17 protein-coding genes are annotated in these 18,783 nt (G+C 58.0%); 5 read left to right on the top strand and 12 right to left on the bottom strand.

Annotation, left to right across the window (positions count from 1 at the left end):
* Positions 1 to 8: 8 nt before the first annotated feature.
* Entirely contained in the window at positions 9 to 1,466 is a 1,458-nt protein-coding gene (gene rmuC, locus IM314_RS19000) for a DNA recombination protein RmuC (RefSeq protein WP_041911838.1), read from the bottom strand.
* Between the two features lie 139 nt (positions 1,467 to 1,605).
* Positions 1,606 to 2,367, bottom strand: a complete 762-nt coding sequence (gene udp / locus IM314_RS18995) for a uridine phosphorylase (protein ID WP_003860792.1) — start codon at positions 2,365 to 2,367, stop codon at positions 1,606 to 1,608.
* A gap of 255 nt (positions 2,368 to 2,622) precedes the next feature.
* Here udp and IM314_RS18990 point away from each other — a divergent pair, with 255 nt between their 5' ends.
* Positions 2,623 to 3,429 carry a dienelactone hydrolase family protein gene (locus IM314_RS18990; protein WP_045631330.1) on the top strand — a complete coding sequence of 269 codons (807 nt, stop codon included), beginning with the start codon at positions 2,623 to 2,625 and terminating at the stop codon, positions 3,427 to 3,429.
* A 43-nt stretch (positions 3,430 to 3,472) separates the two neighbouring features.
* Here the strand turns inward: IM314_RS18990 and metE are convergent, their stop codons facing one another.
* Positions 3,473 to 5,734 carry a 5-methyltetrahydropteroyltriglutamate--homocysteine S-methyltransferase gene (gene metE / locus IM314_RS18985; RefSeq protein WP_193359255.1) on the bottom strand — a complete coding sequence of 754 codons (2,262 nt, stop codon included), beginning with the start codon at positions 5,732 to 5,734 and terminating at the stop codon, positions 3,473 to 3,475.
* A gap of 115 nt (positions 5,735 to 5,849) precedes the next feature.
* Between metE and metR the strand changes: the two genes are divergently transcribed.
* Complete coding sequence (gene metR, locus IM314_RS18980) at positions 5,850 to 6,803, top strand: HTH-type transcriptional regulator MetR (protein ID WP_028014783.1); 954 nt, start codon at positions 5,850 to 5,852, stop codon at positions 6,801 to 6,803.
* Here metR and IM314_RS18975 read toward each other — a convergent pair.
* The 3 genes from IM314_RS18975 to pldB form a co-directional block, all read right to left on the bottom strand.
* On the bottom strand, positions 6,691 to 7,590 hold the full coding sequence (locus tag IM314_RS18975; RefSeq protein WP_126327407.1) for a carboxylate/amino acid/amine transporter: 900 nt from the start codon (positions 7,588 to 7,590) through the stop codon (positions 6,691 to 6,693). The genes metR and IM314_RS18975 overlap by 113 nt on opposite strands.
* An 82-nt stretch (positions 7,591 to 7,672) precedes the next feature.
* Positions 7,673 to 8,473, bottom strand: coding sequence for a sugar/pyridoxal phosphate phosphatase YigL (gene yigL / locus IM314_RS18970; RefSeq protein ID WP_028014784.1), 801 nt, complete (start codon positions 8,471 to 8,473; stop codon positions 7,673 to 7,675).
* Positions 8,474 to 8,498: 25 nt separating this feature from the next.
* The gene (gene pldB / locus IM314_RS18965; RefSeq protein WP_041911835.1) at positions 8,499 to 9,491 is read right to left on the bottom strand and encodes a lysophospholipase L2; all 993 of its coding nucleotides are present in this window, start codon (positions 9,489 to 9,491) and stop codon (positions 8,499 to 8,501) included.
* A 111-nt stretch (positions 9,492 to 9,602) separates the two neighbouring features.
* On the opposite strand from pldB, the gene rhtB reads away from it, so the two are divergent.
* Positions 9,603 to 10,223: a homoserine/homoserine lactone efflux protein gene (gene rhtB / locus IM314_RS18960; protein ID WP_193359254.1), complete on the top strand. Its 621-nt coding sequence runs from the start codon at positions 9,603 to 9,605 to the stop codon at positions 10,221 to 10,223.
* Here the strand turns inward: rhtB and rhtC are convergent.
* The 3 genes from rhtC to pldA form a co-directional block, all read right to left on the bottom strand.
* Positions 10,220 to 10,840: a threonine export protein RhtC gene (rhtC, locus tag IM314_RS18955; protein ID WP_010426287.1), complete on the bottom strand. Its 621-nt coding sequence runs from the start codon at positions 10,838 to 10,840 to the stop codon at positions 10,220 to 10,222. The two genes, rhtB and rhtC, sit on opposite strands and share 4 nt — an antisense overlap.
* A gap of 61 nt (positions 10,841 to 10,901) precedes the next feature.
* The gene (gene recQ / locus IM314_RS18950) at positions 10,902 to 12,731 is read right to left on the bottom strand and encodes an ATP-dependent DNA helicase RecQ (RefSeq protein WP_193359253.1); all 1,830 of its coding nucleotides are present in this window, start codon (positions 12,729 to 12,731) and stop codon (positions 10,902 to 10,904) included.
* Positions 12,732 to 12,821: 90 nt separating this feature from the next.
* On the bottom strand, positions 12,822 to 13,691 hold the full coding sequence (gene pldA / locus IM314_RS18945) for a phospholipase A (protein ID WP_193359252.1): 870 nt from the start codon (positions 13,689 to 13,691) through the stop codon (positions 12,822 to 12,824).
* 162 nt (positions 13,692 to 13,853) lie between these two features.
* Between pldA and yigI the strand changes: the two genes are divergently transcribed.
* Together yigI and rarD are read left to right on the top strand one after the other, a co-directional pair.
* The gene (gene yigI, locus IM314_RS18940) at positions 13,854 to 14,321 is read left to right on the top strand and encodes an acyl-CoA thioesterase YigI (protein ID WP_028014789.1); all 468 of its coding nucleotides are present in this window, start codon (positions 13,854 to 13,856) and stop codon (positions 14,319 to 14,321) included.
* A gap of 51 nt (positions 14,322 to 14,372) precedes the next feature.
* Positions 14,373 to 15,269 carry an EamA family transporter RarD gene (gene rarD, locus IM314_RS18935; protein WP_193359251.1) on the top strand — a complete coding sequence of 299 codons (897 nt, stop codon included), beginning with the start codon at positions 14,373 to 14,375 and terminating at the stop codon, positions 15,267 to 15,269.
* Positions 15,270 to 15,311: 42 nt separating this feature from the next.
* Here rarD and corA read toward each other — a convergent pair whose 3' ends face one another.
* The 3 genes from corA to uvrD form a co-directional block, all read right to left on the bottom strand.
* Positions 15,312 to 16,262 carry a magnesium/cobalt transporter CorA gene (gene corA / locus IM314_RS18930; RefSeq protein WP_008501540.1) on the bottom strand — a complete coding sequence of 317 codons (951 nt, stop codon included), beginning with the start codon at positions 16,260 to 16,262 and terminating at the stop codon, positions 15,312 to 15,314.
* A gap of 150 nt (positions 16,263 to 16,412) precedes the next feature.
* A complete protein-coding gene (gene ysgD / locus IM314_RS22015; RefSeq protein WP_212743980.1) occupies positions 16,413 to 16,469 on the bottom strand; it encodes a YsgD/CorL family protein in 57 nt (18 codons plus the stop codon).
* Positions 16,470 to 16,618: 149 nt separating this feature from the next.
* A complete protein-coding gene (gene uvrD / locus IM314_RS18925) occupies positions 16,619 to 18,781 on the bottom strand; it encodes a DNA helicase II (protein ID WP_041911833.1) in 2,163 nt (720 codons plus the stop codon).
* Positions 18,782 to 18,783: the final 2 nt, after the last annotated feature.

Raw genomic sequence — 18,783 nt, 5'->3', positions numbered from 1 at the left:
CCTACGATTCAACCACCGCGAAAGAAACGCGCTGGCTGCTCGTCTGGCGATAAATCCGGCGCTAAATCGTTGTCCTGGCTGGGTGAATTTTGTTCATCCCCGCCCTCACGCAGTCGGAACTCTTCGTCCTGGGCTGTCGCCTGTTCGACCAATTCCGGATTAATCTCGCGTTTAACCTCCACTCCCAGGCTGCGGAATGCTTCAGCCTGCGCAAGCAGGTTGCCACGCCCGGAGGAGAGCTTTTTCATCGCCTGGCGGTAGTTATCCTGCGCACGATCCAGGCTTTGCCCGACGGAGGACATGTCGTCCACGAAGAGGCGCATTTTGTCGTACAGCTTGCTGGCGCGGTCGGCAATCTGCTGCGCGTTACGGCTCTGGTGCTCATAGCGCCACAGGTTCGCAATGGTGCGTAAGGCCACCAGCAGCGTGGTGGGGCTGACCAGCATAATGTTATTTTTCAGCGCTTCGGTGATCAGTTCGGGCTGTCTGTCGAGCGCCAGCAAAAACGCGGGTTCGACCGGGATAAACATCAGCACGTAGTCCAGCGAGCGCAGCCCCGGCAGTTGCTGATAATCCTTTCTACCCAGCAGGCGAATATGGTTACGCACGGAGGCAATGTGCTCCTGCAGCGCCGATTCGCGCGTATAGTCATCTTCAGCGTTGAAGTAGCGCTCATAGGCCACCAGCGTCATTTTGGCGTCAATGACCACATCTTTGCCCTGCGGCAGACGCACAATCACATCCGGCTGCATTCGCGAGCGGGCATCGTTTTCGATACTCACCTGCGTTTCGTATTCATACCCTTCCCGCAGGCCAGAGGCCTCCAGCACGCGGGTGAGCACCACTTCCCCCCAGTTACCCTGGGTTTTGTTATCGCCTTTCAGCGCCCGCGTCAGGTTGACCGCCTCCTGCGCCATCTGGGCATTCAGCTGTTGAAGATTGCGGATCTCATGCGCCAGCGTGTGGCGTTCGCGGGCTTCCTGACCAAAGCTGTCCTGTACCTGACGGCGAAAGCCGTCCAGCTGTTCGCGCAGCGGCGTCAGCAGGCTGTTCAGGCTCTGGCGATTTTGCTCATCAACGCGGCGGTTGCTGTGCTCGAAAATGCGGTTGGCGAGGTTCTCGAACTGCTCGCTGAGGCGCTGCTCGCTGTTGATCATCTGGCGGATTTTGTCTTCGGCATGCAGCTGGGTGGATTCAAGGCGGGTAGTCACTTCGCGGAGATCGGCCTCCAGGGAGGTGTTGATGTCGCGCAGGTTACGCAGTTCGTTATTGAGCAGTTCACACTCGTCGCGCCAGTGGTCGCTTAGGGCAAGTTGCTGTTTTGCGGCGCTTAAATCGGCGACGATCTCTTCGCGTTCAGCCAGTTGCTCGGCCTTCTGCTGTGCATGCTGATAGCTGGATATCAGCCAGCCTATCGCCACGCCCGCCAGCGCAATTACCGCATAAATAAGGATTGAGATATCCACAATGCCCCCTGCATCAACGTATTACCCGCACAAAATAAGATTGTGCTGTATAAACGTCCAGTTTGAAAGGGTTTTCCTGCGAGGCGCTACGCAAAAAATAAAGGCCGAACGCGTCGGCCTTTTATCTCAGAGAGGAGAACTAGATCAGGCGGCGAGCCGCTTCAACCACGATTTTCACCGCGTGACTTTCTGTCTGCTTCATGGTTTCGGCGTTCGGGATCTCCTGCTGGGTACGGTTGACGATAACGCCCGCCACCATACCGGCACGCAGACCCTGGCTTGCGCACATGGTCAGCAGCGTTGCGGATTCCATCTCGTAGTTCATCACGCCCATAGACTGCCACTCTTCCATTGAGCCTTTGAAGCGGCTCACCACGCGGCCTGAGAAGGTGTCGTAACGCTCCTGGCCCGGATAGAAGGTATCAGAAGAGGCAGTTACGCCCACGTGAGTGGTTGCGCCCACGGATTTCGCCGCTTCAACCAGCGCGGTGGTGCACTCGAAGTCAGCCACTGCCGGGAATTCCATCGGTGCAAAGTGCAGGCTTGCGCCGTCCAGACGCACGGAAGCGGTCGTCACCAGCACGTCGCCCACGTTAATGTGCGGCTGAATCGCGCCGGTGGTGCCGATACGCAGGAAAGTACGAATGCCCAGCTGCGCCAGCTCTTCCACGGCGATAGAGGTAGACGGGCCACCGATACCGGTAGAGCACACAATCACCGCTTTGCCATCCAGCTCTGCGCGCCAGGTGGTGAATTCACGATGGGCAGCCAGCTTGACCGGCTTATCCATCAGCGCGGCGATCTTTTCCACACGCTCTGGGTCGCCAGGGACGATAGCGAGCGTAGCCCCTTGTAAATCGTTTTTAGTGAGGCCGAGATGAAAAACATCAGACTTAGACATAGGTGACTCCTCTGTGGGTCGGTTAGTCAGAAGAAGTAAAACGGTACTTTACAGAAGCGGTAAGCATAATTTCGTGACACATCTCACCATGAATGAAAATGGTTGCATTGAATTTCCATCAAAAAGTGATTCACATCACATTAACAAGTTATATCGTCGGGTGCTGCACAAAAGATAGACCGTTTAAGGCACTGTGAGTTGTTAACCTGGTGTCTATATTTACCTTTGCGCTAACTCATTGGTACGGAGAATGCCATGACTGAAAAAACCGGATTTGCACCTGCTGCGGCTCCGCATGCTTCAACTATCGTCTCAACCTCAGAAGAGGCCATTACGGCAGGCGAGACCTCCATCCCCTCTCAGGGAGAAAATATGCCTGCCTGGCACGCGCGGCCAAAGTCAGCAGACGGCCCGCTGCCCATCGTGATTGTGGTTCAGGAGATTTTCGGCGTTCACGAACATATTCGCGACCTCTGCCGCCGCCTGGCGCTGGAGGGTTATCTGGCCGTTGCGCCAGAGCTCTACTTCCGTCAGGGCGATCCGAATGACTACAGTGATATCCCGACGCTGTTCAGCAACCTGGTCAGCAAAGTGCCGGACGCGCAGGTGCTGGCAGACCTCGACCACGTCGCCAGCTGGGCGGCGCGCAACGGCGGCGACCCGCACCGCTTAATGGTCACCGGTTTCTGCTGGGGTGGACGCATTAGCTGGCTGTATGCCGCGCATAACCCGCAGCTGAAAGCCGCCGTTGCCTGGTACGGCAAACTGGTGGGCGAAAAGACGCTGAACTCACCGAAGCATCCGGTTGATATCGCTACCGATCTCAATGCCCCGGTGTTAGGGCTATATGGTGGCCAGGATACCGGCATTCCGCTTGATACCGTCGAGACGATGCGCCACGCGCTGCGGGCGGCGAACGCGAAGGCCGAAATCGTGGTGTATCCCGATGCCGGACACGCGTTTAATGCCGATTATCGTCCGAGCTATCACGCGGAATCCGCGAAAGATGGCTGGCAGAGAATGCTGGCATGGTTTAGCCAGTACGGTGGGAAGAAAGCATAAAAAAAGCCCGGTGGCGACTGCGACTTACCGGGCCTGCGCGTCATCAAGCCTGACGCAAATTCTGCGCCGCCTTCACCATGTTGGCGAGCGCCGCACGCGTCTCCGGCCAGCCGCGGGTTTTCAGGCCGCAGTCCGGGTTTACCCACAGGCGTTCCGCCGGGATGCGCTGAGCGGCTTTTTTAAGCAGCGCCTCAATCCACTCCACGCTCGGCACGTTCGGGGAGTGAATGTCGTACACGCCCGGCCCAATTTCGTTCGGGTAGTCGAACTCTTCAAACGACTCCAGCAGTTCCATGTCTGAACGCGAGGTCTCGATGGTGATCACGTCTGCATCCAGCGCGGCAATCGAATCCATGATGTCGTTAAATTCGCAGTAACACATATGGGTGTGGATCTGGGTGTCGTCCTTCGCCACTGCGGCGTTGATGCGGAATGCTTCCACGCCCCACTGCAGGTAAGCATCCCAGTCGCTGCGGCGCAGCGGCAAACCTTCGCGCAGCGCCGGTTCGTCAATCTGGATGATGCCAATCCCCGCCGCCTCCAGATCCGCCACTTCATCACGCAGCGCCAGGGCGATCTGTTTGGCGATGGTTTCACGGGTCACGTCTTCGCGCGGGAACGACCAGCAGAGGATGGTCACCGGGCCGGTCAGCATGCCTTTTACCGGCTTGTCGGTCAGGGACTGGGCGTACTTCGCCCACTCCACCGTGATCGGTTCCGGGCGGCTGACGTCGCCAATGACCACCGGCGGCTTCACGCAGCGGGAGCCGTAGCTCTGCACCCAGCCGTTCTGGGTAAAGACGAAGCCGTCCAGGTGCTCACCGAAATATTCCACCATGTCGTTACGCTCGGCTTCACCGTGTACCAGCACGTCCAGCCCGAGGCGTTCCTGCTCGATAATCGCCTGCTTGATGTGTTCCGCAATGCCGGTGCGGTAATGATTCGCGTCCAGATTGCCCTTTTTGAAGTCCAGACGCAGGCCGCGGATCTCGGTAGTCTGCGGGAATGAACCGATGGTGGTAGTCGGCCACGCAGGCAGGTTGAAGCGGGCGCGCTGGGCTTCGGCACGTACCTCGTACGGGCTCTGGCGCTGACTGTCCCGGGCGGTGATGGCCGCCAGACGTTTTTCTACCGCCGGGTTGTGCACGCGAGCCGAGTGACGACGCGCCTGAATCGGTGCGCTCCAGTCGGTAATCGCCGCCGTGTCGCCGCTGTTGAGCGCGTCGCGCAGCAGCGCCAGCTCTTCACATTTTTGCAGGGCGAAGGCAAACCAGCTTTTCACTTCAGGGTCGAGACGGGTCTCCACGCTCAGATCGATAGGACTGTGCAGCAGCGAGCAGGATGAAGCCACCCACAGCTCGCGTTTGCCGACGATGTCTTTAATTTGGGCGTATTTCTCGGTCAGATCGGCGCGCCAGACGTTACGGCCGTTGACCAGACCGGCGGAGAGCAACCACTCCTCAGGCAGGCGCTTGTGCAGCTCTGCGACATCGTCCTTACCGTGAACCAGGTCAACGTGCAGGCCCTGAACCGGCAGCGCGGTGATAGTGTCGAGGTTCGGCGTCACGCCCTCGAAATAGGTGGTCAGCAGCAGCTTCACCTGTCCGGTGAGCGCGTCATACGCCGGTTTGAAGGCATCGAGCCACTCCTGCGGCAGCTCCAGCACCAGCGCGGGTTCGTCGATTTGCACCCACTGAATGCCGCGCTTGCCCAGCTCAATCAGCACCTGCTTATAGACCGGCAGAATATCGTTCAGCAGGCTGAGGCGGTCAAATTGTTCGCCCTTCACTTTACCCAGCCACAGGTAGGTTACCGGCCCCAGCAATACGGGCTTCACCTGGTGACCCAGCGCCAGTGCTTCATCCACTTCGTCCAGAAGCTGCGTCCAGGCCAGCGTAAACTGCTGACCTTTGACGAACTCCGGCACCATATAGTGATAGTTGGTGTTAAACCACTTGGTCATTTCCGCCGCTGCCGCTGGCTCACCCGTTGGCGCGCGGCCACGGCCGATGCGGAACAGGGTGTCGATATCCACCGATCCATCTTTGTTCTGATGACGAGCCGGCACGTTGCCCAGCAGCAGGCTGGTCGTCAGAACATGGTCGTACCAGGCGAAATCGCCCACAGGCAGCAGGTCAATACCCGCCTGTTTTTGCTGATCCCAGTGACGGGCGCGCAGCTCCCGCCCCACCGCCAGCAGTTCTTCACGGGTGGCGTTGCCCGCCCAGTAGCTTTCTTGCGCTTTTTTCAGCTCGCGACGCAGGCCAACGCGAGGAAAACCGAGAGTGTGAGTGCGGATTGTCATGGTATGCCCCTTGTGAAATTTGTTATTTAGACGTCCAGATGTTTACACATCTATAATTGGCAGGTACTGTATATTCCTCAAGCGCAAAATGTTCATGGCGGAGTGAAGGACTTTCATGATCGAGATTAAACACCTGAAAACGCTACAAGCGTTGCGGAACTGCGGTTCGCTAGCGGCGGCAGCGGCCACGCTGCACCAGACCCAGTCCGCCCTTTCTCACCAGTTCAGCGATCTGGAACAACGCCTCGGATTTCGTCTTTTTGTGCGTAAGAGCCAGCCTTTGCGCTTTACGCCGCAGGGTGAAATTCTTCTTCAACTGGCGAATCAGGTACTGCCGCAGATCGCCAGCGCGCTGCAGGCGTGTAACGAGCCGCAGCAGACCAAACTGCGGATCGCCATTGAGTGCCACAGCTGTATTCAGTGGCTGACCCCCGCGCTTGAGAACTTTCGCCAGAAGTGGCCGCAGGTGGAGATGGACTTTAAATCCGGCGTGACGTTCGACCCGCAGCCCTCGCTCCAGCAGGGCGAGCTGGATCTGGTGATGACGTCCGACATCCTGCCGCGCAGCGGCCTGCACTATTCGCCGATGTTTGATTTTGAGGTGCGTCTGGTGCTGGCGCCGGACCATCCGCTGGCGGCCAAAACGCGCATTACGCCGGAAGATCTGGCGACAGAAACGCTGCTGATTTACCCGGTTCAGCGCAGCCGCCTGGATATCTGGCGTCATTTTCTGCAGCCGGCAGGCATCAGCCCTCAACTGAAAAGCGTGGATAACACCCTGCTGCTGATCCAGATGGTGGCGGCCAGCATGGGTATCGCGGCGCTGCCGCACTGGGTGGTTGAGAGCTTTGAACGCCAGGGTCTGGTGGTCACCAAAACCCTGGGGGAAGGACTGTGGAGCCGGTTGTACGCCGCCGTGCGCGATGGCGAGCAGCGTCAGCCGGTTACGGAGGCGTTTATTCGCTCAGCGCGGAACCACGCGTGCGACCATCTTCCGTTTGTGCGGAGCGCGGAGCGACCCAGCGGCGATGGACCCACAGTGAAGCCAGGATCACCGCCCCCCCAATAAGGAAGCTCGGCCAGTGCGGCTGTTCCTGCCAGATGGCAAGGTTCACCAGCAGCCCCGCCGGGACGTGCATGTTGTTCATGATCCCCAGCGTACCGGCGTCTACCTGCGTAGCGCCGTAGTTCCACATAAAGTACCCCAGCCCCGACGCCACCACGCCCAGCCAGACCAGAACGCTCCACTGCACGGTGGTGGTCGGCAGCTTTTGCGGGTTGCCGAGCATAAACCACGCCGCCACCGCGACGATCGCCGCACCCATATAGAACCACGCAAACGCGTTGTGCTGCGGCATCGGGCGGGTTTCCATCAGGCGCTTGTAGCCCACCATACCAATGGCAAAGCTGATGTTGGCAAGCTGGACGAACATCAGCCCTGTCCAGAAGTGATCGCTAACTTTGTCGTAGCGAATGATCGCCGCGCCAATAACCGCCAGCGCGGCGCTTAGCAGATATCCCCAGCGCAGACGGCGCCTGCTGAGCAGGTCGTAGATCAGGGTGATATAGAGCGGCGTCAGCACGGTAAAGAGCAGGAATTCGGAGACGGACAGGTAGACGTAAGCCCGGAAGCTGAACAGATACATGATGCCAAGCTGCATCGCCCCCACCAGCATGTACAGCAGAATGGTTTTCAGCGATTGCCCGCGCGTGCGCAGGAACGGCAGAAACACCAGCGCCGCCAGCCCCACGCGCATTAGCACCGAGAAGTAGCTGTCGACCGAACCGGCAAGGTATTCGCCAATCAGGCTAAAGGAGAAGGCCCACAGGATAGTGGTGATAATGAGTAGCGCCACAATGCTTGTCTCTCAGAAAGAAGGACAGGCATTGTAGCGAACTCTTTAGTTGACAACTGAACAATAAACAACCGAATGAAGATTATTCAAGGAACAGTTTGCGCAGGTATTTCGGTACCGCGTTGTCTGCGTTGGTGCCGATGACCTCCAGCTCCGGATGCAGATCCTTCAGGCGCTGGTGCGCGTTTTCCATGATGCAGCCTTTGCCCGCCATAGAGAGCATCTCGGCGTCGTTCATGCCGTCGCCAAAGGCGATACAGTCTTTAAGCGCGAAGCCCAGACGTTTCGCAACCGCTTCGAGCGCGTGACCTTTAGAAACGCCGCCCGCCATCACTTCCAGACAGGTCAGGGTAGAGAAGCTCACGTTGACGCGATCGCCCCAGCGGGCGTTGATCGCCTGCTCAAGCGGCAGCAGCTCTTCGTGGCTGTCGCAGGTGAAGAACACCTTGCTGATCCCCTCTGGATCCAGCAGGCCCGGCTCATACAGGGAGTAGTTGAATACCGCTTCCTTGAAGAAACGCATTTCATCCGGGCGGTGGCGGTTCATGAACCATTCGTCGTCACGGTATACGTTGGTGACGATAGCCGGATTGTTATGCACCACGCCGAAGAGATCGGCAGCAATATCGCGATCCAGGTTATGGGTGAAGATCAGGTTGCCGTCGGTATCATGCACGCGCGCACCGTTGGAGGTGATCATGTACGACTTGATCTCCAGATTATCGCGGATCTGCCCCACGTCCACGTGGTGGCGGCCGGTAGCGAACACAAAGTTCACGCCACGGGCGGTCAGAAGCTTTAAGGTCTCTTTCGCATAAGGCGACAGGGTGTGGTCGGGGGAAAGCAGCGTGCCATCTAAATCAGATGCAACAACCTGGTACATAGGAAAATTTAACCTCAATAGAAAATCAGTTATGCCGGTCGAAAAACTCGACGATGGCGTTAAGCGCGACTGAGCGCATAGCGTCCTTTTCAAAAAGGATCTCATGGTACGCGCCGTTGATGACCAGCGGTTTACCCCCTTCACAAGGGTGACCGGCGGCAGCGCGCAGTTCACAATAGCGGTCATGCATGCGGTTATCCACCACACGCTCTTCTTCCGCCTGAATCAGAAGCGTCGGCGTGTCATCATCACCTACGCCTGCCAACACCTGCTCACCGGCCAGAATACCCTCACGCACCCAGTGCCAGGTCGGGCCGCCGACGCGCAAGCGCGGTTCATCGGCATAAAAGCGCAGGTTGCGGCGATAGCGCTGCCGACTGTGGGTTAAGACGTTGATGGCGAACGGCAATGCGCGCCAGCGTCCGGTTCCGATGGCATAGCCTTCACGAATGCGCTGATGGCCCTCAGCCCAGTCGAGAAGATGGCGCACCATCCAGTCGGGAAAACGAATGACAATACCGTACATCGGCGCGGTGAGCGCAATGGCGTCGCACTGGTGCTCATACCGCTGCAAAAACAGCGTCGAAATGGCGCCGCCCATGGAGTGCGCAAGGATGTACCGCTTGCGCCAGGGGCCGGGCTGAACTTCCTGCTGCCAGAACGCGGCAAAATCGTCGACGTAATCGCTGAAGTGATCCACGTGCCCGCGGTGCGTATCCGGCAGCATGCGCCCGGACAGCCCCTGTCCACGGTGGTCGATGATCAGCACGTCAAACCCCATGTTGACCAGGTCGTAGGCCAGTTCGGCATATTTAACGTAGCTTTCGATACGCCCGGGGCAGACCACGATCACCCGGTCATTTTTTTCATTGCGGAAGCGAACGAAGCGCACCGGGATGCCACCGACGCCCGTAAACTCGTCTTCCTCACGCTGCCGCCAGAAATCGGTCAGCGGCCCCATTGAGAAAGCAGCAAACGCGTTTTCTCGTGTTTCCCAGTCCTTTTTCTGCTGAAACATTGGGTTTCCACTCACGTAATCCAGGGAATATCGTTTTTTTTCGTCACTGGTCACAAAATGACTCAACAATAGCGTATTGTGGCATAAAAATAGACGGTTCGGGAGCTTCAAATGACCTTCGAGTGGTGGTTCGCCTACCTGCTGACATCAATCATCCTTAGCCTTTCACCCGGCTCTGGCGCCATTAACACTATGACCACTTCCATCAACCACGGCTATCGCGGTGCGGCGGCGTCCATTGCCGGTTTACAGACCGGGCTCGGCATTCATATTGTGCTGGTGGGGATTGGTCTGGGGACGCTGTTCTCTCGTTCGGTGCTGGCGTTTGAAGTGCTGAAGTGGGCCGGTGCGGCGTATCTGATTTGGCTCGGTATCCAGCAGTGGCGCGCGGCAGGCTCGATTGACCTGAATACGCTCTCCAGGACGCAAACGCGCGGCCACCTGTTTAAGCGCGCGGTGTTCGTGAACCTGACGAACCCGAAAAGCATCGTGTTCCTCGCCGCCCTGTTCCCACAGTTTATCGTGCCACATCAGCCCCAGGTGATGCAGTACGTGGTGCTGGGCGCGACCACCATCATCGTCGATATCATCGTGATGATTGGTTACGCGACGCTGGCACAGCGGATAGCGGCGTGGATCAAAGGGCCTAAGCAGGTGAAGGCCCTGAATAAAGTCTTTGGTTCGCTGTTTATGCTGGTTGGCGCGCTGCTTGCGTCAGCGCGTCATGCTTAGCGAGAAATGATGAGATGAATGCCGAAGCCGGCGAACAGCGCGCCGGCGAAGCCGTCGATCCACTTCGCGATGCGCTGATAGCCGCGGCGCATCGCCGGTAAGGCGAACAGGCTGGCAACAATAGTGAACCAGGCGAACGTCTCAACAACGATCAGCAGGAAGATCCCCCAGCGCGCGCCTGCGCCGACGCTGTCACCCACAAACAGCGAGAACACGGATCCGAAATAGATAATCGCTTTCGGGTTTGCCAGGTTAGTCAGGAGCCCTTTTACAAAGCTGCGGCCGCCCGTTGCCAGCTCTACCTTTGGCTCTTCTGGCTTTTTCTCTTCTTTCTTCAGCGCCCCGCGCAGCATCTGGTAGCCCATCCAGCACAGGTACAGCCCGCCGCCAACCATAATGATGTTATGCAGCCACGCCATCTTCGCCAGGATCAGGTTCAGACCGAGCAGCGCGACCGCCGCCCAGACCATAACGCCCATGGTAATACCGAGCACGCCCATCATCGCCTCTTTGCGGGAGCGGCTGACGGCAGTTTGCGACACGAAGAAAAAGTCTGGGCCAGGGCTCATCAGCGCAACGATGTGCACTAACGCCACGGTGAGAAATAGCATTAACATAATTAGCTCGCGGGGAAATAATTCAGTGAGTCATCATCCTGGCACTTTTTCGCCCGTCTGACTACTCCTCGTCGTCACCATCGGCGTGAGAGCGGATAAGCGCCATAAACTCTTTACCGAAGCGCTCCAGCTTGCGCGTCCCCACGCCGTTAACGCTGAGCATTTCGCTGGCGCTGAGCGGCATCTGCTCGGCCATCTCTATCAGCGTCGCGTCGTTGAACACCACGTATGGCGGGATGTTCTCTTCGTCAGCGATAGCTTTACGCAGCTTGCGGAGCTTGGCAAACAGCTTGCGGTCGTAGTTGCCGCCGTAGGATTTCTGCATCACCCGCGGCTTGAGGGCGACCACGCGCGGCACGGCGAGCTTGAGCTCAACGTCACCGCGCAGCACCGGACGCGCTGCTTCGGTCAGCTGTAGCGCGGAGTGCTGGGCAATGTTCTGTGTGGCAAAGCCGAGGTGGATCAGCTGACGAATAATGCTGACCCAGTGCTCGTGGCTCTGGTCTTTACCGATGCCGTAAACCGGCAGCTTGTCGTGCCCCATGTCGCGGATACGCTGGTTATTGGCACCCCGCAGCACCTCCACCACGTAGCCCATCCCGAAGCGTTGATTCACGCGGTAAATGGTCGAGAGCGCTTTGCGCGCGTCCATCAGGCCATCGTACTGCTTTGGCGGATCGAGGCAGATATCGCAGTTGCCGCACGGCTCCTGTCGCCCCTCACCAAAGTAGTTGAGCAGCACCAGACGGCGGCAGGTTTGCGCTTCAGCGAAGGCACCCATCGCGTTGAGCTTGTGGCGCTCAATGTCCTGGAGTTGTCCCTGCGGCTTCTCTTCCAGACAGCGGCGCAGCCACGCCATATCGGCCGGATCGTAAAACAGCATCGCTTCCGCAGGCAGGCCGTCACGCCCGGCGCGGCCGGTCTCCTGATAGTAGGATTCGATATTGCGCGGAATGTCGAAATGCACCACAAAGCGCACGTTGGGCTTGTTGATGCCCATCCCGAACGCCACCGTCGCGACGACGATTTGCAGGTCGTCGCGCTGGAATTTCTCCTGCACGTCGGCGCGGATGTGGTTCTCCAGCCCGGCGTGATATGCGGCGGCGCTAAAGCCACGGTTTTGCAGACGCGCGGCGGTGTCTTCCACCTTCGCACGGCTGTTGCAGTAGATGATACCGGACTTGCCGCGCTGCTCCTGAACGTAGCGCAGGAGCTGGTCCAGCGGCTTGAATTTTTCCATCAGCATGTAGCGGATGTTCGGGCGGTCGAAGCTGCTGACCTGAATATACGGGTCGTTCAGCCCCAGCAGGCGAACGATATCCAGACGCGTGGTGTCGTCCGCCGTGGCGGTAAGCGCCATAAACGGCAGTTCAGGGAAGCGCTGACGCAGCTGGCCGAGGGCGGCATATTCCGGGCGGAAATCGTGTCCCCACTGGGAGATACAGTGCGCTTCATCCACCGCCAGCAGGACCGGGTTCCAGTGCGCGAGATGGTCGAGGAAGTTATCCAGCATCAGGCGTTCTGGCGCGATATACAGCAGGCGGATCTGCCCGGTGCGGCACCCGACCATCACCTCTTGCTGCTGCTCGCGGGTTTGCGTCGAGTTCAGGCAGGCCGCCGCCACCCCGTTGGCGAGCAGCTGGTCGACCTGGTCTTTCATCAGGGAAATGAGCGGGGATACCACGACCGTCAGGCCGTTAAGCACCAGCGCGGGCACCTGATAACAGAGGGATTTACCGCCGCCGGTCGGCATCACCACCAGGCAATCGCGGCCTTCCAGCACGGTTTCAATGATGGTTTCCTGGCCGGGGCGGAACTGCTGGTAGCCAAAGGTTTCATGCAAAACCTGTTTAGCCAGCGACTCCTGATTCAATACTTCCGCCTGCGCCACGTTAACCCCATTTGCGAAAAATAAAACAGGCGCTATTTTCAGCGCCTGAGAGAGAAACTTCAACGTTTAACGCAAAAACATTCGAGCAGCTTAGAGAATATCGTTCAGCATTACGCCCACGCCAACGCGAGTCTGATTGAAGTTGTAGTCGATCAGCGACTCGCCGTAGCCGCTATACACCTGGGTATAGAGACGCACGTGCTTCGTCACCGGGTAGCTCAGACCGAGCTCCGCACCGCCGTAGCCGGTGTTCCAGTTGTACTGGCCTTTCGCGCTCAGCACGGCTTCACCTAACTGATAGCCGACTTTGAGCTGGTAGTAGCCCATATATTTGGTGATATCCGGGTTGTCATCGGTGCTGCCGAGCACATACCACGGCTTCACTTCCACCATCCAGTTACCGTTCTGCGCCATCAGGCGCGTATAGGCGCGGTTCCAGCTACGGGAGGTTGGATCGGAACGTCCGTTAGAATCATGGTTAAAGCCCACTTCGACGTCGCGCAGCGTCCAGCCAGCAAATTCATAATCCGTTGCGAAGCCGAGGAAAAGCTGCGGCTCATAGTTGGTCTCACGGAACGGTGAAGATTCGCCGCTGTTGGAGAGCTGCCACCAGGATTTCTGCGTATAAGACGCGCCGAGCACCGAGTTTGGCCCCATAATACCGCGCCAGAACGGGAACGCGAGGCTAAGCTGGAACTTCACCTCATCCTTACGCGCATTATCAGACCAGTTATAGGAGCTTATCGCCTCTTTGTTGAGATCGCTGGTTTGGGTATAAATCACGTAGTTCGTGTCATACGGGTAGAGCGTGAACGGATTGTCATGCTCCTGCAGCATATTGGCGATAATGCTGCCCTTAACGGCAGGTTTATCATGGACTTCTTTAATCGTCGCTTCCTGCGCATATGCTGTGAGGGGCAGCGCAACCGCCGCCAGTAACCAGGCCAGATACGTCCGCATCGGTGGTGTTCTCCTGCAAAGAGTAAAATTACCTGAATAGTTATGAGGCGAACATTCTACAGACTTCTGCGATAACTGCTGCATCCTCGTTTCTGAAAGTGGAATTCCTTATTGCTGAAGCATAAAATCAACATTTCATTAACAATAAGGATGTGATGCCTCATGTCAGCCATGCTTACCGCCGAAGAAGTGTTAAAACTCGTGGGCGAGATTTTTGTTTACCATATGCCGTTTAACCGTGCACTGGGTCTTGAGCTGGAGCGTTACGAGAAAGAGTTTGCCCAGCTGAGTTTCAACAACCAGCCGATGATGGTGGGTAACTGGGCGCAAAGTATTCTGCACGGCGGGGTGATTGCCTCCGCGCTGGACGTGGCGGCAGGCCTGGTCTGCGTGGGCAGTACGCTGACGCGCCATGACACCATCAACGAAGATGAACTCCGCCAGCGTCTGGCGCGCATGGGCACCATTGATTTACGCGTCGACTATCTTCGCCCGGGGCGCGGAAACCGCTTTACCTGCACCAGCAGCCTGCTGCGTGCCGGGAACAAAGTTGCCGTTGCCCGCGTTGAGCTACATAACGAGGAGCAGGTTTATATCGCCAGCGCAACCGCCACTTATATGGTGGGTTGAGGCGGCAAATTCGGGTAAAATTGATTCACTTTTTTGTAACGGATTTTCCCGATGGATGCTAAACAGACGCGGCAGGGCGTTTTACTCGCCCTTGCCGCTTATTTTATTTGGGGTATCGCCCCGGCGTACTTCAAATTTATCGCCTATGTTCCGGCCGACGAGATCCTCACTCACCGCGTCATCTGGTCGTTCTTCTTCATGATCGCGCTGATGAGCCTCAGCCGTCAGTGGTCCGGCGTTAAAACGCTGCTGCAAACCCCTAAAAAGGTCTTCCTGCTGGCGCTTTCTGCGGTGCTGATCGGCGGCAACTGGCTGCTGTTTATCTGGGCGGTGAATAACCACCACATGCTCGAAGCGAGCCTGGGGTACTTCATTAACCCGCTGGTGAATATCGTGCTGGGGATGATTTTCCTCGGCGAACGCTTCCGCCGGATGCAGTGGGTGGCGGTGATTCTCGCCTTCTGCGGCGTGCTGGTGCAGCTGTGGACCTTTGGCTCGCTGCCGGTTATCGCCCTCGGTCTGGCGTTCAGCTTTGCTTTTTACGGCCTGGTACGTAAGAAAATTGCGGTGGAAGCGCAAACCGGGATGCTGTTTGAAACCCTGTGGCTGCTGCCGGTGGCGGCGATCTATCTGTTCGGTATCGCCGACAGCACCACCAGCCATATGGGCAGCAACCCGTGGTCGCTGAACCTGATGCTGATGGCGGCAGGCGTAGTGACCACCATTCCGCTGCTGTGCTTCACCGGTGCGGCAACGCGCCTGCGCCTCTCCACGCTGGGCTTCTTCCAGTACATTGGCCCGACGCTGATGTTTCTGCTGGCGGTGGTGTTTTACGGCGAAGTGCCGGGTGCGGATAAGATGGTGACCTTCGCCTTTATCTGGGTGGCGCTGGCGATTTTCGTCGCCGATGCGATTTATACCCAGCGCAGAACCCGCAGAGGAATGTAGGTGTTTTGTAGGGCGGGTAAGCGCAGCGCCACCCGCCAGATTTTACAGCCAGTTCCGACGCTTAAAGTACAGATACGGTGCCAGCCCGGCGAGGATCATAAAGATAATCGCCCCCGGGTAGCCAAAGCTCCACTTCAGCTCCGGCATAAACTCAAAGTTCATCCCGTAGCTGGACGCCACCAGCGTCGGCGGCAGGAACACCACGGACACTACCGAGAAGATCTTGATGATGCGGTTCTGCTCGATGTTGATAAAGCCCATCGCCGCCTGCATCAGGAAGTTCACCTTCTGGAACAGGGATTCGTTGTGCGGCAGCAGAGATTCGATATCGCGTAAGATCTCACGCGCCTGCTCCAGCTGACCGCCCGGCAGACGCGCCTTGCGCACCAGGAAGTTCAGCGCGCGCTGGGTATCCATCAGACACAAACGCACCTTCCAGCCGATATCTTCCAGCTCTGCCAGCGTCGAAAGCGCTTCGTCGTACTCATCCCCCTGATGGCCTTCCATGATCACGCGGCTCAGCTTTTCCAGATCGCTGTAGATGTTTTCAATTTCATCCGCCAGCTGTTCAATTTTAGTCTCGAACAGATCGAGCAGCAGCTCGTAAGCGTTGCCGTCCACCATCGCCTGGCTGCGGGCGCGCATGCGGTAGAGACGGAATGCCGGCAGTTCGCGTTCACGCAAAGTAAACAGACGACCGTCGCGAATGGTAAACGCCACGGTGGAGTTGCCCGCGTGATCTTCCGCATCTTCAAAGAAGAAGAAGGAGTGAATGTGCAGGCCGTCTTCATCTTCAAAGAAACGCGCGGAGGCTTCGATGTCTTCCAGTTCCGGGCGGGTTGCCAGGCTTTGCCCCAGCTCAGATTGTACGCGAAGGCGCTCATCGTCGTCCGGCTCGACCAGATCCACCCATACGGCATCAATGAGGGGCTGTGACTCTTCGGCTTCAAGCCGAGTCAGTCGGTTATTTTCGAGTTGAAATGCGCTCAACATGACCGGGACTCCCAATGCAAAAAATATCGGACAGTTCGGTGGGCACACAGAAACAAATTGGGTTTCAGACCATTAAACAGCCTGACTCAGCGCGACGGGAATAATGCAGTCGCTGACAACCACTAAGGCCATCAGCATGAGGAGATAGCCTTAGGAGTTGTTCCTGGATGACAGGGAATTGAGCCAGTATCTACTGGGTGTGTCCAAGGCGAATGTCCTCTTAGCGTAATCGTGCGCGCATGTTACGCCAGCAGTAACTGTGGCGTCAACACGCAACGGAACGCTGAAGGGCATTAATTGACCTTCACTGTATAAGGCTAGCAGATTATTACAAAATAATGATATTTTTCTGAATGTTAGACTGTTTCCAGCTTCGCGTAGGCCGCCACCAGCCATTTGATCCCCTGCCCCTGGAACGCGACCTGCAGGCGGCTGTGCTCGCCGCTGCCTTCCAGATTCACAATGGTACCTTCGCCAAACTTCGAATGGCGCACGCGCTGGCCCAGCTTGTAGCCGGTGTCGGTTTCAGAGATCGGCGAGCCCATGCGCGGATGGCTAACCGGACGGCTGATGCTGGCGCGCAGACGCACCTCTTCCACGCACTCTTCCGGCAGTTCACCGATAAAGCGCGACGGACGGTGATAGACCTCTTTACCGTACAGGCGGCGGGTTTCAGCGTAGGTTAGCGTCAGCTTCTGCATCGCTCGCGTCACGCCCACGTAAGCCAGACGACGTTCTTCTTCCAGACGCCCGCCTTCATCGAGCGACATCTGGCTTGGGAACATGCCCTCTTCCATGCCGACGATAAACACCTGCGGGAACTCCAGACCTTTGGCGGAGTGCAGGGTCATCAGCTGAACCGCGTCCTGCCAGGTGTCCGCCTGCCCTTCACCCGCTTCCAGCGCGGCGTGAGAGAGGAACGCCTGCAGCGGCATCAGGTCTTCGTCTTCTTCGTTGTAGCTGAACTGGCGCGTTGCCGTGACCAGTTCCTCTAAGTTCTCGATACGGGTCTGCCCCTTTTCGCCTTTTTCCTGCTCGTACATGGTACGCAGCCCGGAGTCTTTAATCACCCGGTCGGTCTGCACGTGCAGCGGCATGTCGGCGGTTTCCTGCGCCAGGGCATCAATTAATTCCAGGAAGCGCTGGAGCGCGCTGGCGGCACGTCCGGCGAGGGCTTTTTCCTGCAGCAGCTCGCGGCACGCCTGCCACAGCGTCAGCTGGCGATCGCGCGAGGCCTGACGCACCACGTCCAGCGTACGGTCGCCAATCCCGCGAGTCGGCGTGTTCACCACGCGCTCAAACGCCGCGTCGTCGTTGCGGTTGGCGATCAGGCGCAGATACGAAAGCGCATCTTTGATCTCCTGACGTTCGAAGAATCGCATGCCGCCGTAAATGCGGTACGGCATGCTCACCTGCAGCAGCGCCTCTTCCAGCACGCGCGACTGGGCGTTGCTGCGGTAGAGAATGGCACACTGCTCCAGCGCGCCGCCGTTGTCCTGCCAGGTTTTGATGCGGTTCACCACGAAGCGCGCTTCGTCGAGCTCGTTGAAGGCGCAGTAAATCGAAATCGGTTCGCCGTCGACGCCGTCGGTCCACAGCTTTTTGCCCAGACGCCCGTTGTTGTTCTCAATCAGGGCGTTGGCCGCGCTCAGGATGTTGCTGGTTGAGCGATAGTTCTGCTCCAGACGGATGGTTTGCGCGCCGGGAAAATCGTTGAGGAAGCGCTGGATGTTTTCCACCTGCGCGCCGCGCCAGCCGTAGATCGACTGGTCGTCATCGCCCACGATCATCACCTTGCCGGTATCTCCGGCCAGCAGGCGGATCCACGCGTACTGGATGTTGTTGGTATCCTGGAATTCGTCCACCAGGATATTGGTAAAGCGTTCGCGGTAGTGCTGCAGGATGTGCGGTTTGTTCAGCCACAGCTCGTGGGCGCGCAGCAGCAGCTCGGCGAAATCCACCAGGCCGGCGCGGTCGCACGCTTCCTGATAGGCCTTATAGACGTTCTGCCAGGTCTGCTCGACCGGGTTACCGAAGCTCTGAATGTGGTGCGGGCGCAGACCTTCGTCTTTCTGTCCGTTGATGTACCACATCGCCTGACGCGGTGGCCACTGCTTCTCGTCGAGGTTCATCGCCTTGATCAGGCGCTTCAGCAGGCGGAGCTGATCTTCGCTGTCGAGGATCTGGAAATCCTGCGGCAGGTTAGCGTCCATATGGTGCGCGCGCAGCAGACGGTGCGCCAGGCCGTGGAAGGTGCCAACCCACATGCCGCCCTGGCTGGTGCCCATCAGTTGGGCGATACGGTGACGCATCTCCGCCGCCGCCTTGTTGGTAAACGTCACGGCCATAATCGAGTACGGTGAGCAGTTTTCCACGCTCTGCAGCCAGGCGATACGGTGAACCAGCACGCGTGTCTTACCACTCCCCGCCCCAGCCAGAACCAGCAGGTTGGTGCGCGAGGCGGCAACCGCGTCACGCTGTTTGTCATTAAGGCTGTCGAGCAGGTAAGAAACGTCCATTG

This window comes from Enterobacter cloacae complex sp. P42RS (genome assembly GCF_014930595.1).
GTDB classification, from domain to species: domain Bacteria; phylum Pseudomonadota; class Gammaproteobacteria; order Enterobacterales; family Enterobacteriaceae; genus Enterobacter; species Enterobacter bugandensis.
This window is presented reverse-complemented; position numbering and strand designations above follow the sequence as displayed.

Bases quoted from the DNA above. Each gene is read 5' to 3' on its own strand.
- udp (WP_003860792.1), bottom strand. From the start codon at position 2,367: ATGTCTAAGTCTGATGTTTTTCATCTCGGCCTCACTAAAAACGATTTA.
- IM314_RS18990 (WP_045631330.1), top strand. From the start codon at position 2,623: ATGACTGAAAAAACCGGATTTGCACCTGCTGCGGCTCCGCATGCTTCA.
- metE (WP_193359255.1), bottom strand. From the start codon at position 5,734: ATGACAATCCGCACTCACACTCTCGGTTTTCCTCGCGTTGGCCTGCGT.
- metR (WP_028014783.1), top strand. From the start codon at position 5,850: ATGATCGAGATTAAACACCTGAAAACGCTACAAGCGTTGCGGAACTGC.
- yigL (WP_028014784.1), bottom strand. From the start codon at position 8,473: ATGTACCAGGTTGTTGCATCTGATTTAGATGGCACGCTGCTTTCCCCC.
- pldB (WP_041911835.1), bottom strand. From the start codon at position 9,491: ATGTTTCAGCAGAAAAAGGACTGGGAAACACGAGAAAACGCGTTTGCT.
- rhtB (WP_193359254.1), top strand. From the start codon at position 9,603: ATGACCTTCGAGTGGTGGTTCGCCTACCTGCTGACATCAATCATCCTT.
- rhtC (WP_010426287.1), bottom strand. From the start codon at position 10,840: ATGTTAATGCTATTTCTCACCGTGGCGTTAGTGCACATCGTTGCGCTG.
- pldA (WP_193359252.1), bottom strand. From the start codon at position 13,691: ATGCGGACGTATCTGGCCTGGTTACTGGCGGCGGTTGCGCTGCCCCTC.
- yigI (WP_028014789.1), top strand. From the start codon at position 13,854: ATGTCAGCCATGCTTACCGCCGAAGAAGTGTTAAAACTCGTGGGCGAG.
- rarD (WP_193359251.1), top strand. From the start codon at position 14,373: ATGGATGCTAAACAGACGCGGCAGGGCGTTTTACTCGCCCTTGCCGCT.
- corA (WP_008501540.1), bottom strand. From the start codon at position 16,262: ATGTTGAGCGCATTTCAACTCGAAAATAACCGACTGACTCGGCTTGAA.
- uvrD (WP_041911833.1), bottom strand. From the start codon at position 18,781: ATGGACGTTTCTTACCTGCTCGACAGCCTTAATGACAAACAGCGTGAC.